We start from the raw sequence: 14,005 nt of genomic DNA, 5'->3' as shown, positions 1-14,005 counted from the left end.
CACCTCCTTCTTCGACGACGGGCACGACGGGCACCACGCGTACGGGGAGCCCGACGGGCGTCCTGAACGCGCCCGCCGCCGGGCCGGCCGGGCCCCGGTCCCCGCGCGTCGTCCGGGCCGTCGCCGCACGTCCCCCGGTCACCGGGCCCCGCCCCCCTGCTCCCTGAGCTCCCGCACCGGGTCGGCGCGGCGCAGGGCCAGGGCCGCCGTGACCAGCAGGGGAGTGACCGCCACGGCGGCCAGCAGTACGGCGACCCGGCCCGCGGGCAGGCCGACGAGCACGTCCGGCACCGGGTGGGCGGCCTGCGGGGTCAGCACGATCAGCGGGATCACCGCCCGGGCCAGGACGGCCCCCAGCGCCGTGCCCACCAGCAGCGCCAGCGCCACCAGGACACCCTGCTCGACGGCGACCGCCCGGGCCAGTCCGCGGCGCGGTGCCCCCAGGGCGCGCAGCACCGCGAACTCGGCGCCCCGCTCCCGCAGCGACCCGGCCGCGCTCACCGCGAACCCGACGGCCGCCAGTGCCGCCGCCACCCCGGCCGCCGCGGTGAACGCCGCCCCGGGACCGGCGCCGAACGGGTCGTCGCGCAACTGCCGGGCCAGCTCGTCCCGCACCACGACCTGCGCCGGGTCGACGTCCGGGAAGGCACGCAGGGCGGCGGCGACGTCGGCCGCCTTCCCCGGTGCCGTCCGCAGCCACCACTCGGTGGGCGTCAGGCTCGTGCCGTACTCGCCTTCGAGGAACCGGTTCACCGACCGCACGTCGACCAGCAGGGCCCCGCCGTCCCCCGCCGCGTCCTGGGCCCCCGCGGTGGTCGGCAGGGCGTCCACCGCGTGCGTGATCAGCACGGGGACGGTCCGGCCGTCCAGCGCGACGTCCAGCCGCTGCCCCGCGCGGGCGCCCGTGGATTCCAGGAAGCGGTCGGTCGCCACCGCCGTGATCTGCGGCGGCGCGGGCTGCCTGACGTCCATACGCACCGTCACCAGTGCCGACGCGCCGAACAGGTCCGCCGGGACGTACCCGGTGCCGTACTCGACGCCCGGCGGCCCGGACGCCCGCAGCCGGGGCGTGGTCGGGCCGGTGCTGCCGTCGGGCGACGCCGCCTGCCCGTCACCGTGTGCCGTGGTCGTCCACGCGCCGGGCAGCGGGACGGGCCGCACGGTGCCGTCGGCCGCGGTGGCCGTCAGCGCCTGGAGGGTGAAGCGGTGCCGCAGCGGGGCGCCGATCGGCTGGGCCGAGACCAGCTCCAGACCGGTCACGGTCAACGGGCCGCCGGAGACGGCGAGTTCCAGGGTGTGCTCGCGGCCGTCCGCGGTCAGGGCGCCGGCGGGCAGCCGGTACGGGATGCCGTAGCGGTCCTGCACGGTGACCGTCACGTCGGTGCCCGAGCCCGGCTCCGTGCCGTCGCCCGCGCTGTGCAGGGTCGCCGTCAGCCCCAGCCGTGCCGTGCCGTCCGGCACCTTCGCGCCCGCCGTCTCCCCCTCCGGGCCGAGCGGGGCCAGCAGGGAGCGGACCGGCCGGGCGGAGAGATCCGGGCGCATCAGCATCGTGTCCCGGGCGTGCGCGGTGTCCAGGGCCAGCACCGTGGCCGTCCGGTCGCCGGACAGCGGCAGAGTCGTACGGGCCGCGGGCGCCGCCTCCCGCACGCCCGGCACGGCGGCGTACGCCTCGGTGCGGCCCGGACCGGCGGTGCCGGCCGCGAGCACCCGTACCGGGGCCCCGGCGAGGAAGTCCGCCTGGTCGTCCTGCGAGCGGTCCCAGGAGGCGCCCTGCGCGATCGCCAGCATGCCCAGCGCCGTCGCCAGCACCAGCAGCAGCACCGGGCCGGCTCCGCGCATCGGGCGGCGGGAGAGCTGCCAGCCCGCCAGCGCCGACGCCAGGCCGCGCCCGCCGGCCGCCCGTCGCTCGGCGAGCCGCGCCACCGGGGGCAGCAGCCGCAGCGTGAGCACCGTGCCGGCCAGCAGCGCCAGCGCGGGCGCCGCGACCAGCAACGGGTCGATGCCGAGCGCGCCGGAGCCCTCGCCGGTCACCGCGCCCGAGGGCTGCCGGGAGAGCTGCCAGTAGGCGACCCCGGCCACGACCAGCAGGCCCACGTCCGCGCCCGCCCGCAACGGCACCGGCAGCGGCCGGGCCCGGCCCCCGGCGGCCAGGGACGAGGCCAGCGCCGGCAGCGTCACCGCCAGCGCGCACCCGAGGCCCGCGGCCCCGGCGACCAGCCACACCCCCGCCCCGCCCGCGGCGGGCACCTCCAGCCGCAGTCCGATCCGGGCCAGCGCGCCCTGCCCGGCCAGCAGCCGGGTCAGCGGACCCGCGAGCAGCGGCGCGCACAGCACGGCCGGGACGGCCAGCAGCAGCGCCTCCAGCGCGGCCAGCGCGCCGAGCCGGGCCCGGGAGGCGCCGCGCGCCCGCAGCAGCCGCAGCTCGCCCGCGCGTTCGGCGCTGAGCAGCCGGGCCACCAGCAGCAGCGCGCAGGCGGCGAGCAGGGCGAGCTGGAGCGCCACGACGAGCAGCGTGGACCGGGAGACGAGCAGGGAGCGGTCGAGCCGGTCCAGCACCTCGGGCAGGGCGGTGTCCGCGGCCGTCGTACCGCTGAGGACGGGGCGTCCGCGCAGCCACGCCGTCCCGTCCCGCGCCGCCTCGCGCAGCGCGTCCGTGCGCGCGGCCGTCACCGGGGAGAAGTCGGCCGTCGCCAGCCACCCGGACGGCCCGGTGCTCACCTTCCCGCCGGTGAGCACACCGGGAGCGACGAGCAGCGGTCCGTACGTCGTGAAGCCGCCCCGCTTGACTCCGCGCCCGCCGAGGTCGTCCAGCTCCCAGTAGGGGGACGCGGCCTCCGTCGGCCGGTACAGGCCGGTGACCTCGACCCGCACGGCGGGGCCGTCGAGCCGGTCGGTGAGGGTGAAGCGGGCGCCGGGGCGGACCCCGAGGCGCTCGGCGGCGGCCGTCGGCAGCGCCACCTCGGCCGCCCCGCCGCCCTCGCGCGGCATCCGGCCCTCGGTGATCCGCACCTGCGCCGGGTCCGGCGCCGCCAGGAACGTCAGGTCCGGGTCGCCGGAGCGCTCGCCGCGCGGCCGCAGGGTGCCCGGCAGGGCGTACGGCCCCGAGCGCACCAGCGTGCGGACCGTGACCGGCAGCCCGGCGAAGGTCTTCCGGGCGCCCTCGCGCACGGTGGCGTCGGCGTCCTCACGGGCCTCGACGGGCACGTCCGCCTTGACGACCAGCGCGGTGTCGGAGGCGTTGCGGGGGTCGTCGAGGGCGTGCCGCAGGGAGGCGTCGCCGACCGCTCCGGAGTAGGCGGCCAGGGTCGCCAGCACCGCCGTCGTCAGCAGGACGGTGAGCAGGGCGGCGGCCAGAAGCAGGCGGTGCGCCCGCGCGCGCAGCAGCACGAACCCCGCGAGTCCCCCGCTCCCCGTCACCCGGCCCCCCGGCACCGTTGTCCAGACCTTCGGGTGATGCTGTCAGAGGGCACGGGGCGCCGGAAACCGTCCGAGGAACGGAAGTGACCCGATCGTGACCGGATTCCGGTGACACCGGACCGGAATCCGCTCGTCCACCGCGGGTGGTCAGCCCTCGGTGTTGATCATCGAGGCGGCCGCGTACGTCAGGTAGTTCCACAGCGTCCGCTCGTGCTCCTCGGACAGCCCCAGCTCCTCCACGGCGACCCGCATGTGCTTCAGCCAGGCGTCGTGCGCCGCCCGGTCCACGGCGAAGGGCGCGTGCCGCATCCGCAGCCGGGGATGGCCCCGCCGCTCGCCGTACGTCGTCGGACCGCCCCAGTACTGCATCAGGAAGAGCGCGAAACGCTCCTCCGCCGGGCCGAGGTCCTCCTCGGGGTACATCGGCCGCAGGACCGGATCCCCGGCGACCCCCTCGTAGAAACGGTGGACGAGCCGGCGGAAGGTTTCCTCCCCGCCGACCTGCTCGTAGAAGGTCTGCTCCTGAAGCGTGCCGCGCCGAATCTCATTCACGCCGTCCATGGTCTCAGACGGCGGGACATAGGCCCGGGGACCTAGGACCACCGAGGGGCCCACCGCCGGCGGCCCCGGGCCCTACTGTTGAGTCATGGGCGGTCACCAGGACCTGGAGCGCCTCGCCGCCTCGGCACGGGCCGCGCTGGTGCGCGAGATCGAGCTGAGCGGCGCCTGGGCGTCCGACCCGGTCTGGCGGGAGGCGTTCGCGTCGGTCCCGCGCCACCTGTTCGTGCCCTACTACTACGTAGGCGTCCGCGGCGGCTACGAGCGCCGCTGGGGCGAGCACCCCGACCCCGCGGCGCGCGAGCGCTGGGTGCTCGGCGCCTACGCCGACGCCCCGCTGGCCACCCGGCTGCGCGACGGCGAACTGCTCTCCTCCAGCAGCCAGCCCTCGCTGATGGCGATGATGCTGGCGCAACTGGGGGTGACGGACGGCAGCCGGGTCCTGGAGATCGGCGCCGGCACCGGCTACAACGCGGCCCTGCTCGCCCACCGGCTCGGCGACGACGACCTGGTCACCACCGTCGACCTGGACCCCGAGATCACCGAGTCGGCCCGCCGGCACCTGGCCGCCGCCGGGTACCACCCGGCGGTCGTCACCGGGGACGGGGCGCGCGGGGTGCCCGAGCGCGCGCCCTTCGACCGGATCATCGCCACCTGCACGCTGCCGACGATCCCCCCTGCCTGGGTGGCCCAGTGCCGGCCGGGCGGCCGGATCCTGACGCCGCTCGCCACCGGCCTGGTCCTGCTCACCATCCGCGACGCCGGGCACGCCGAGGGGCGGTTCCTGCACACGCCGGCGTTCTTCGTGCCGCTGCGCGGCACCGGACGGACCGAGCCGGAGCGGGCGGGCCTCGGCGGGGTGCCGCGCCGGGCCCGCGAGGACGACCTGTTCCGGTTCCTGCTGGCCCTGTCGCCGGGCAGCCTCGATCCGCAGGAGGCGTACGCCCTGTGGGAGCGCGAGGGCGCCCCCCGGCGCGAGCGCTACGGCATCACGGTCCGCGGAGAGCGGGCCTGGGCCTGGCTGGACGACCCGGAGGGCCCCTACGCCTGGCCCTTCACCTGACGGCCCGCGCCCCGCGTCAGCCCCGGCGGATGGTGATGGTCGTCCAGGCGCCGACGTGCACCCGGTCGCCGTCCTGGAGCGGCACCGGCACGAAGGGCTGGATCGGGTCCTCGCCGCCGTTGACCGTCGTGCCGTTCGTCGAGTTCTGGTCGACGACGGCCCAGTTTCCGTCCGGCTGCTGCACCAGCACGGCGTGCTGGTGCGAGACGCCCGGGTCCTCCGGCGGCACGGCCAGATCGATGTCCGGGGTGTCGCCGGTGGAGTGGCGGCGGCGGCCGATCGTGATCTGGTTGCCGGTGAGCGTGCGCTGCTGCTCGGGCGAGTACGCGGGCAGGTTCAGGCCCGCGGCCTCGGGGCCGGAGCGCTGCATCATCGCCATGAAGTACTCGCGGTCCGGACCGATGGTCGCCGTCCAGGTCGCCGGCTGCCGGGGCTGCTGCGGGAAGCCCTGGCCGGGCGGGGCCTGGGTGGCACCGGGCTGGGGGTAGCCGTAGCCGCCGCCCTGCGCGGGTCCGTTGCCCGGTCCGCCGGGGCCTCCCGGGCCGCCGGGGCCCGCGGAGCCGGACGTCGGTGGGGAGAGCACCCAGTCGTCGTCACCGCCGCCGAAGGACGGTCCGCCCTGCCGCTGCCGGCCGGTCTCCTGCGGGAAGCCGGGCGGGGCCGGCGGCCCGGACTGCTGGAACGCCTGCGGCGGGCCGCTGGGGCCACCGGTGCCACCGGGACCGGACGGGGGAGGGACGGGGCCCGGGGGCGGAGGCACCGGCCGCGACGGGTCGGCACCGAAGCCGGGCGGGGGCGGCGGGCCGGCCGGACCGCCCTGACCGCCGGGGCCGCCCGGCCCACCGGGACCGCCGGAGCCACCGGGACCGCCGGGACCGCCTGGGCCGCCGGGTCCGGGGAAGCCGCCTTGGCCGTTGGGACCGCCAGGACCACCGGGGCCGGAGCCGCCGGGGCCGCCGGGACCGGGGAAGCCGGAGGGGCCGTTGGGGCCGCTCTGCCCACCGGGGCCCTGGGGACCGCCGGGAGTACCCGGACCGCCGGGACGCGGGAAGCCCGAAGGACCGCTCTGGCCCCCGGGGTTACCGGGGCCGTTCGGGCTGCCGGGGCCGCCGGGTCCGGGGAAGCCGGAAGGACCGTTGGGACCGCCCTGCCCACCGGGGCCGGAGCCGCCGGGGCCACCGGGTCCGGGGAAGCCGGAGGGGCCGTTCGGACCGCCGGGGCCGTTGGGGCCGCCGGGGCCACCCGGACCAGCGGGGCCCGGGAAGCCGGAAGGACCGTTCGGGCCGCCCGGACCGCCCGAGCCGGGGCCGCCCTGGCCGCCGGGGCCCGACGAGTCGCCGCCGAAGGGCGGGCCCGGCGGGATCGGCTCGGCGGGCCGGTTGATCTGGGACGGGCGGGAGCCCTGGTAGTCGTACGCGTCACCGCCGCCGAACGACGGTCCGCCCGGCGGCTGCGGGAACCGGGGACCCGGGCCGGGCGCCGGCGGGCGCGGGGCAGCGGGGGTGTACGAGGTGGCGGTGTTGGTGAGGAAGTTCCACCGGCACTCCTCGCAGAACGGCGCGGCGCCCTCGCGGGGCGTGCGGCACTGCGGGCAGAGCTGCGGTTCCCCGGCGGTGCCGCCAGGGCCGCCCGGGCCACCGGGGCCGCCCTGGCCACCGGGACCGGCGGGCGGCGGGAAGCCGTAGCCGCCGCCCGGAGGCGGAGGCGGCGGAGGGGGCGGCACGGCACCGGCCATGCGGTGACCGCAGACCTCGCACCAGTCGTCGGAACCCGACTGGTGTCCGTTCGGGCAGGTCGGCATGTCGGAGCTTCCCCCTCTTGCGGAGCTTGTCGCTGTGTTGTCCTGCGTTACTGCTTCACTTCTTCACACGAACAGTCTTCGTCGACCGGGTCTCGAGAGTCATCTCGTCGGCCTCCTCGACCTTCGCCTTCAGTCGCACAGTACCTGCCGCCACGTCGACCACGTCCACCACCTTGGCGAGCAGTTTCGCGGTATCCGCGTTTCCGGAGGCCCCCGCGAGCTGAACCGCACGGCCCAGTTTGGCCGTTGCTCCATCGATGTCTCCCGCTTTGCGTAGATCCAGTCCCTGCTGGATGACTTGTGCCAGTTCGGCCTGGCCGGTGTAGTGGGCGACCTGGGGGTTGATCGACGTGGACGCGGCCAAGTCGTCCGTCCACACGGCACGCACCAGACCCTGGGCCCCGAGGTTCCGGACGTCGCCCCCGGGCTCCGGGACGACCAGCGAGACACGGGCGGCCAGCATCTCCCGGCCGATCTCCGCGGCCGGAACCTCCACGCAGACGTGGTAGTCACGGGACTCGTCGCCCCAGGAACCGGTGGGGTAGTCCCCGGCGCGCGGGCCCGCCTCGGTGCGGCGGCCGGTCAGGTCCTCGACCGTGGGGGCGACCTGCTTGACGAACTTCACGGTGGTGCCGACCGGCGTCCACAGGCGCAGGAAGACGTCGGCGACCTCCTTGCCCATGGCCGTCTCCATCATCCGCGTGAAGTCCGCGGCGAGACCCGCCGGATCGGCGACGATGTCGGCGCTGCCGAGCAGGGCGGAGGCGATGGCTGTGACTTCTTTCACTTCCCAGTCGGTGCCCACGCCGCGGGCGTCGCAGGTGAAGCGTCCGGCGCAGGCGTCGAGCGCCGCCTTCAGGTCCTCGGGCGACTCGTGCTCGTTGCGGCCGTCGGTGAGCAGGATGCCGTGCCGGATGGCGACGTCCGCCGACGACAGCAGCCGGTCCGCCAGCCGCAGCCAGGTGCCGATGGCCGTGCCGCCGCCCGCGCCGAGCCTGCGCAGCGCCAGCTTCGCCTGCTCGCGGGTGGCGGCGTCGGCGACCGCGAGCCGGCCGCCGCCCGGGTAGACCTCGGTGGCCACGTGCGTGCCGCCGATCACCGTGAAGTGCACCCCGTCGCGCAGGGTGTCGACCGCGGCGGCCGTCGCGTCCCGGGCGTTGCGCATCTTGGTCGGCGGGTAGTCCATCGAGCCGGAGCAGTCGACCATCAACGCCACGGCCGCGGACGGACCTTGGCCCGGCGAGTACAGGTGGGGCGCGGTCACCGCGCTCCCGACGGTGCCGCCGCCCGTCGCGGTCACCGTCACGATCGCGCCGACCTCGCGGCCGCCCTCGGGCAGGTACTCGTTCTGGTAGACGTCCACCGAGAACTGCGGCACGTTCGACTTCGAGAAATTGGCCATGCCGGATCGCATCCCCCTCAAGGTCGCCACCGCGGTGGGGCGGTGGCTGGTGGCGCGGGCCGCCCCCTGCGGCCCGCGAGGCCGGCCCCGTCCCCGCCCGGCCGTGCGCGGGCCCGGCGGTTCGGCCTCAGCCGGATCCTGCCCCCGCGGACGGCGCCGGGAACGGCACGACGGCCACTGTTACGTTGTCGTGGCCCCCGCCGTCCAGGGCGTGCCCGACGAGGACGCGGGCGCTGTGCAGCGGGTGCGCGGCGGCGTCGAGCGGAACGGCGCGGGCCATCTCCTCGGCCGACTCGGCGTAGTTCCACAGGCCGTCCGTGCACACCACGACGACGCCGGGGCGGTCCGGCTTGAACGACGCGGTGTGCGGCTCCAGTTCGTACGCGTCGGCGCCCAGCCAGCCGGTGATCGCGTGGGCGCGCTCGTCGGCGTACGCCTCGGCCTCGCTCATCAGCCCCGCGGCGACCATCTGCGCCGCCCAGGAGTCGTCCTCGGTGAGCCGGGCCGGCGGGGTGCTCCGGTCCGCCGGCACCCAGTAGACGCGGCTGTCGCCGACCCAGCCGACCACCAGCAGGCCCGAGGCCACCACGGCGCCGACCAGGGTGCAGGCGGGCGCGTTCTGGTGCGGGGCCTGTCCGCGGGCCGTCTCGGGCTCGTCCGCCAGCGCGTTGACGGCGTGCGAGGCGGCGACGATCGCGTCGTGCATGGCCTGCTGCGGGTGCGTGCCGCGGGGCAGGACGGCGAGCAGCGACTCGCCGGCCGCCCGGGACGCGGCGAGTGAGGCGTCGTCGGGGCGGGTCGCCGAGGACACGCCGTCGCACACGATCGCCACGGCCGCGGGCGAGCCGTCGGGCAGGGCGGTGTGGCCGACGCAGAAGGCGTCCTCGTTGCGGTGGTGGCGCAGACCGCGGTCGCTGACGGCGGCGACGGGGCCCGACTCCTGCTCCATGCGGTCGCGTTCACGGGGCTGGGCGTGCCCGCAGTTCTCGCAGTAGCCGTCGCCGTCCACCCGGCCCGCGCGGCAGGCCACGCACACCTTCGCGGCGGCGGGCGGCGCGGCGGCGGGCTCCGGGGACGGCGACGGGACGGGGGCGAGCCGGGGGTCGGGCGCCTGGAGCGGGTACTCGTCGGGCTCACTCGGACGGTCGAACCGCACGCCGGAGGAGGCGGGTTCGGGCGCGGCGGGCTCGTACCCGGCGGTCCCCGGTGCTGCCGGTCCCGGTACGGCCGGTCCCGCCGGAGCCGCGTGCGCGGCGGGCGGCGGGGGCGGCGCGGCGGCCCCGGGCGCGGCCGGTGACGCGAACGGCGGTGCGGCCGGCGGCGCGAGCGGGGGTGGGGGCGGCGGCGCGAGCGGGGGTGGGGGCGGCGGAGGCGGCGGGGAGCCGCCCGTGTCCGTGTTCGGCGCGCCGGCGGGCGCACACGGGGGCGCGGCCCGGCCGGAACCGTCCGGCGACGACGACGGGGCGGGCACCGTGCCGTTCATCGCGATCGTCGGACTGTCCTCCGGCCGTGCGGGCACGGCCGACAGGTCGTATCCGCAGGCACCGCAGAAGCGGTCGCCCGACTCGAGGGGTTCCTCGCAGATCGGGCACTTGGACACAGCGGCCTGCTGGGGCATCTGCGACATCAACTACACCCACGTCCGGGGGCGGTAACGATTGGCACGTTCCACCAGGTCGATCCTCTCTTCGCCGCCCCGCGCCAGCCGTGCCAGCGTGCGGTACGAACGCTCCAGGCCGAAACGCAGGCCGCGTTCGTCCAGACCGCTGCCGAGCAGCGTCCGTCCCCCGGCGGCGGGGGGAACGGAACCCCGGCCCCCGGAGAGTACCCAGTCCAGGGCACAGCCGAGGACCTCGACCGACAACTGCTCGCGTCGCGCCGGGTCCAGACCGTACGCCTCCAGGGCCTCCACCTGCCGTGCCGCCGCGGTGAGATCGTCCAGAAAGGCGACGTCGCCGGGCGCGGCGGTGCGACGGCGCAGCCGTGCCCGTACGGTCGCCACGCGGGCGGCCGCGCAGTGGACGGACGACTCGGGCACCGACTCCAGCGTCCGGACGGCGCCGGACCGGTCGCCCCCGGCCAACTGGACCCGGGCCAGCCCGAAGGCGGCGCTCACATGGCTGGGGTCGGCCGACCACACCAGCCGGTAGTACTCGGCGGCGTTGTCGAGCTGGCCCAGCACCTCCGCGCACAGGCCGAGCGCCAGCTTGGGCGCGATCTCCCCCGGGAAGGCGTCGTAGAGGGCGTCGAAGGCGAGCGCGGCGCTCTCGTGGTCGCCGGTGACCAGCGCGGCCAGACCGCGGTACCAGACCACCCGCCAGTCGTCGGGCCGTTCGCGCTCCAGCGCCACCAGGTTCTCCAGCGCGCCCGGCGCGTCGCCCCGCTCCAGCAGGGCCCGGACCTGCCGCAGCCGGGTCTCGGTCGACGGCGCCTGCACGGCGGCCAGGGCGGTCAGCAGGTCGCCCGGCGCGGACGCCATCAGGCCCGCCAGGAAACCCGCGTTGGGGTCGCCGGGGTCGACGCGGGGGACCGGCAGCGCGAGGGCGGCGGCGGGGGCGTCGACGGCCTTCACCAGGCCGGACCCGCCCGCCCCGGCACCACCGACGGCGCCCACGGCGGCGGGCTGCCCGGCACTCGCGCCCGCGGGCCCGGCCGGCACGGCGCCCGTGACCGGCCCGCCGTGGGTCCGGGCGCCCGGCACCGTCCCGCCCGGCGCTCCGACGGCCACGGACGCCCCTGCGGGCAGCGCGGGGCCGGTCCCCGTGCCGCCCACGAGTGCGGAGCCGGCCGCGCCCCGCGGAGTCCGCCGGGCCCCGCTCCCTCGCCCACGGACCGGCCGGGCCCCGAGCCGCGACACCTCCCCGTCCAGCCGGGGGAACAACTCCGTGTCCGTGACCCGCAGTTCCGGTCCGAACAGCGTGGACAGCGCGGGCCGGGAACGCCCCGTCTGGAGCGAGACGACCTCGCGCAGCACACCCGTGAGCTGCTCGGCCATCTCCTGCGCGGAGGCGAACCTGCGGTCCGGGTCGGGATCGGTGGCCCGTACCAGCAGCCGGTAGAACGACTCGTACTGCCGGAACACCTCGATGGTGTCCGGGTCCGGCAGGGAGTCGGCGTAGACGGTGGTGTAGCCCTGGAAGTCGAACGTCAGCACCGCGAGCGTGCGGCCGACCGTGTAGAGGTCGGAGGCCACCGACGGGCCGACGTCGGCGACTTCCGGCGCCTGGTAGCCGACCGTGCCGTAGATCGCCGACTCGTCGTCGTCCATGCGGCGCACCGCGCCCATGTCGATCAGCTTGAGCTCGTCCTCGGTCTGGATGGCGTTGTCGACCTTGAAGTCGCAGTAGAGCAGATTGCGGCTGTGCAGGTGGCCGAGCGCCTCCAGCGCCTCGATGCCGTACGCGCACGCCTGCTCCACCGGCAGCGGGTCGCGCCGGCCCTCGGACGTGCGGCGGGCGTTGGCGATCTCCTTGAGGGACTTGCCGCCCACGTACTCCATGACGATGTAGCCGTCGAGGGAGCCGGTGCGCTGGTCGAGGTGCTCGACGAAGTTGTAGATGCGGACGATGTTGGCGTGCTCGATCTCGGCGAGGAAGCGCCGCTCGGAGATCGCCGCCGCCATCGCGTCCTGGTCGCCGGTGTCCAGCAGGCCCTTGAGGACCACCCAGCGGTCGGAGACCGCCTTGTCGACGGCGAGGTAGACCCAGCCGAGCCCGCCGTGCGCGAGGCAGCCCACGACCTCGTACTGGCCGTGCACCACGTCCCCGGCCTTCAGCTTGGGCACGAACGAGTACGGGTGGCCGCACTTGGTGCAGAAGCCCTCCGTGCGGCCCGGCCGGTCCCCGCGGGCCCGCCCGACCGGCGCCCCGCAGTCCGAGCGGGAGCAGAACCGCTTGCGCTCGGGCACCTCCGGGCGGTCCAGGACCATCGCTCGCGGGTCGGGCCGCGGGATCGGCGGGACCTCGACCAGTCCCGCGCCGAGCCGCCCGCGCCCCGAGGAGCCGGCGGGCGAACCGGAGCTGCGCACCGACACCGAGCGGCCCGTGGACCGGCCCGAGACGGACCGGGACAGCCGCCCCGACACCGAGCGCCGGGACTTCGACGACTGCGACGACGTCCGCGCGCTGCGGCCGCTGGAGCGCGAACCGGCCCCGCCCGCCGAGCCGCGGGAGCCGGCCGACCCCCGTGAACCGGGCCCGCCGGTCGTCCCGGTCGGCGCCGAGCCCACCATGCCGTCGGCCGCGACGACCGGTGCGAGCCCGCAGGTGTCGCAGTACAGCTCGCCGCCGCCCACGTCCTCGTAGGTCCCGCCGCAGCCCGGACGCTGACAGGTCCGCCGCTCCTGGCTCATGCCGCCGCCTCCCCGTTGCCCGCGCCGTGCGTGCCGCCGCTGCCCGCGACGCCGATGCCGCTCACGCGCCCGGCCCCGTCCGGTCCACCGGGCCGCCCTGGCCGGGCACGCGCGGGGCGGAGCCGAGCAGTTCGGCCGCCGCCCGCTGGTAGCGCAGCACGGCCTGCTCGGCGACCCGCAGGTCGCAGGGCGCGCTCCACAGCATGCGGCGCGCCTTCTCGTACTTCTCGACCAGCTCCGGATCCTCCGCGAAGCCCAGCCGGGCGACCTTCGCCTTGTAGGCGTCCAGCCGGCCGCGCAGCTCGGCGCGGACCGCGAGCGGCGCGGTGACCGCCGACAACGACTCGCGTGCGCGCAGCAGTTCCTCCTCCGCCTTCTCCTCCAGCGACTCCAGCAGCGGCGACAGGCGGTGCCACTGGGCGTGCCTGCGGTACTCGGCGGCCGCCGCGAGCTGCTCCTGCAGCGCGGTCGGCGGCCCGCTGACCACCGGAACCTCCGTCGCGGCGATCTTCGCCAGCACCTCGCCGCGGGCGGTGCGGGCCTCGGCGAGCGTGCGGTCGGCGCGCGAGAGCACGTCCCGCAGCCGCACGATCCGCTGCTCGGCGTCCTGGCGGACGGCCAGCACCGCGTCGATCTCACGGCGCACGTCCTCCAGGGCGCGCGCCTCCCGGTCGTACACCGCGGTGTCCGGCCGGCCGCCGCCCGGTGCCGAACTGCCCTCGGTGGGCAGCCAGAAGGCCAGCGGGTCCGACACCACCCGCTCGCGCAGCTTCGTCAGCGTGCGTGTGATCCGCTCCAGGTCGTCGCCGGCCGGGTGCTCGCCGGGCCGCACCCCCACGGAGTGCGCGAGCCGGCGGGTGCGCCCGAGCTCGGCGGCCAGCAGATCGATGCGGGCGGGCAACGCCGACCACACCGCGTCGGCGGCGACCACCAGGTCGAGGGAGGACGCGTAGAGCTCGTTCATCCGGTCGACCAGCGCCGCCAGCGAGTAGCGCTCGCTGAGCCGGCCCGGGCCGCCGTGCACGGTGGGCGCGTTGGCGGTGGCGGCGGCGCTCCCGGCGACCGTGACCGCCTCGCCGCGCAACAGCTCCGTCAGCTCCGCCAGGTCCTCGCGGCTGGACCAGCGGCGCCGGGCGCGGATCTCCCGGGCGGTGCGCAGCGTGCCCGAGTACGCGTCGAAGTAGGCCCACAGCAGGGTGATCGACGCCTCCGCGGCGGCCCAGCGCTCCCTGGTCACGCCCGTCAGCTCGGCGCCCTCCAGGAGTCTGCGGCCCGCGTGGTCCTGGAGGGCGAGGAGCGAGGTCTCGATCGCCTCGTGCTCCGCGCCGAGCCGGGCCAGCGCACGGTCCACCTCGTCCCGGTCCATCACCGGCCCGGTGGGTCCCGTGTCGCCCATCGATCACCTTTCGCTGT

Annotated in this window: 8 protein-coding genes; 1 reads left to right on the top strand and 7 read right to left on the bottom strand. The window is 76.8% G+C overall.

Going from position 1 to position 14,005, the window contains the following annotated elements:
• Nucleotides 1–138: 138 nt before the first annotated feature.
• Together ACH499_RS03895 and ACH499_RS03890 are read right to left on the bottom strand one after the other, a co-directional pair.
• Complete coding sequence (locus tag ACH499_RS03895; protein WP_399013632.1) at nucleotides 139–3,417, bottom strand: FtsX-like permease family protein; 3,279 nt, start codon at nucleotides 3,415–3,417, stop codon at nucleotides 139–141.
• Between the two features lie 147 nt (nucleotides 3,418–3,564).
• Nucleotides 3,565–3,978, bottom strand: a complete 414-nt coding sequence (locus tag ACH499_RS03890) for a globin (protein ID WP_356196598.1) — start codon at nucleotides 3,976–3,978, stop codon at nucleotides 3,565–3,567.
• A gap of 85 nt (nucleotides 3,979–4,063) precedes the next feature.
• Between ACH499_RS03890 and ACH499_RS03885 the strand changes: the two genes are divergently transcribed.
• The gene (locus ACH499_RS03885; RefSeq protein ID WP_399013630.1) at nucleotides 4,064–5,038 is read left to right on the top strand and encodes a methyltransferase domain-containing protein; all 975 of its coding nucleotides are present in this window, start codon (nucleotides 4,064–4,066) and stop codon (nucleotides 5,036–5,038) included.
• A gap of 16 nt (nucleotides 5,039–5,054) precedes the next feature.
• Here the strand turns inward: ACH499_RS03885 and ACH499_RS03880 are convergent, their stop codons facing one another.
• The 5 genes from ACH499_RS03880 to ACH499_RS03860 all read right to left on the bottom strand — a co-directional run bounded on the left by ACH499_RS03880 (nucleotide 5,055) and on the right by ACH499_RS03860 (nucleotide 13,988).
• Nucleotides 5,055–6,839: an FHA domain-containing protein gene (locus tag ACH499_RS03880; protein WP_399013627.1), complete on the bottom strand. Its 1,785-nt coding sequence runs from the start codon at nucleotides 6,837–6,839 to the stop codon at nucleotides 5,055–5,057.
• Nucleotides 6,840–6,894: 55 nt separating this feature from the next.
• Complete coding sequence (locus tag ACH499_RS03875; protein WP_356196606.1) at nucleotides 6,895–8,241, bottom strand: VWA domain-containing protein; 1,347 nt, start codon at nucleotides 8,239–8,241, stop codon at nucleotides 6,895–6,897.
• 127 nt (nucleotides 8,242–8,368) lie between these two features.
• Nucleotides 8,369–9,868, bottom strand: a complete 1,500-nt coding sequence (locus ACH499_RS03870) for a PP2C family serine/threonine-protein phosphatase (RefSeq protein WP_399013625.1) — start codon at nucleotides 9,866–9,868, stop codon at nucleotides 8,369–8,371.
• 3 nt (nucleotides 9,869–9,871) lie between these two features.
• Complete coding sequence (locus ACH499_RS03865) at nucleotides 9,872–12,592, bottom strand: tetratricopeptide repeat protein (RefSeq protein ID WP_399013622.1); 2,721 nt, start codon at nucleotides 12,590–12,592, stop codon at nucleotides 9,872–9,874.
• Nucleotides 12,593–12,653: 61 nt separating this feature from the next.
• The gene (locus ACH499_RS03860; protein ID WP_356196613.1) at nucleotides 12,654–13,988 is read right to left on the bottom strand and encodes a hypothetical protein; all 1,335 of its coding nucleotides are present in this window, start codon (nucleotides 13,986–13,988) and stop codon (nucleotides 12,654–12,656) included.
• Between the last annotated feature and the right edge of the window lie 17 nt (nucleotides 13,989–14,005).

It is taken from the genome of Streptomyces sp. NPDC018947 (assembly GCF_044390505.1).
GTDB lineage: Bacteria > Actinomycetota > Actinomycetes > Streptomycetales > Streptomycetaceae > Streptomyces.
This window is presented reverse-complemented; position numbering and strand designations above follow the sequence as displayed.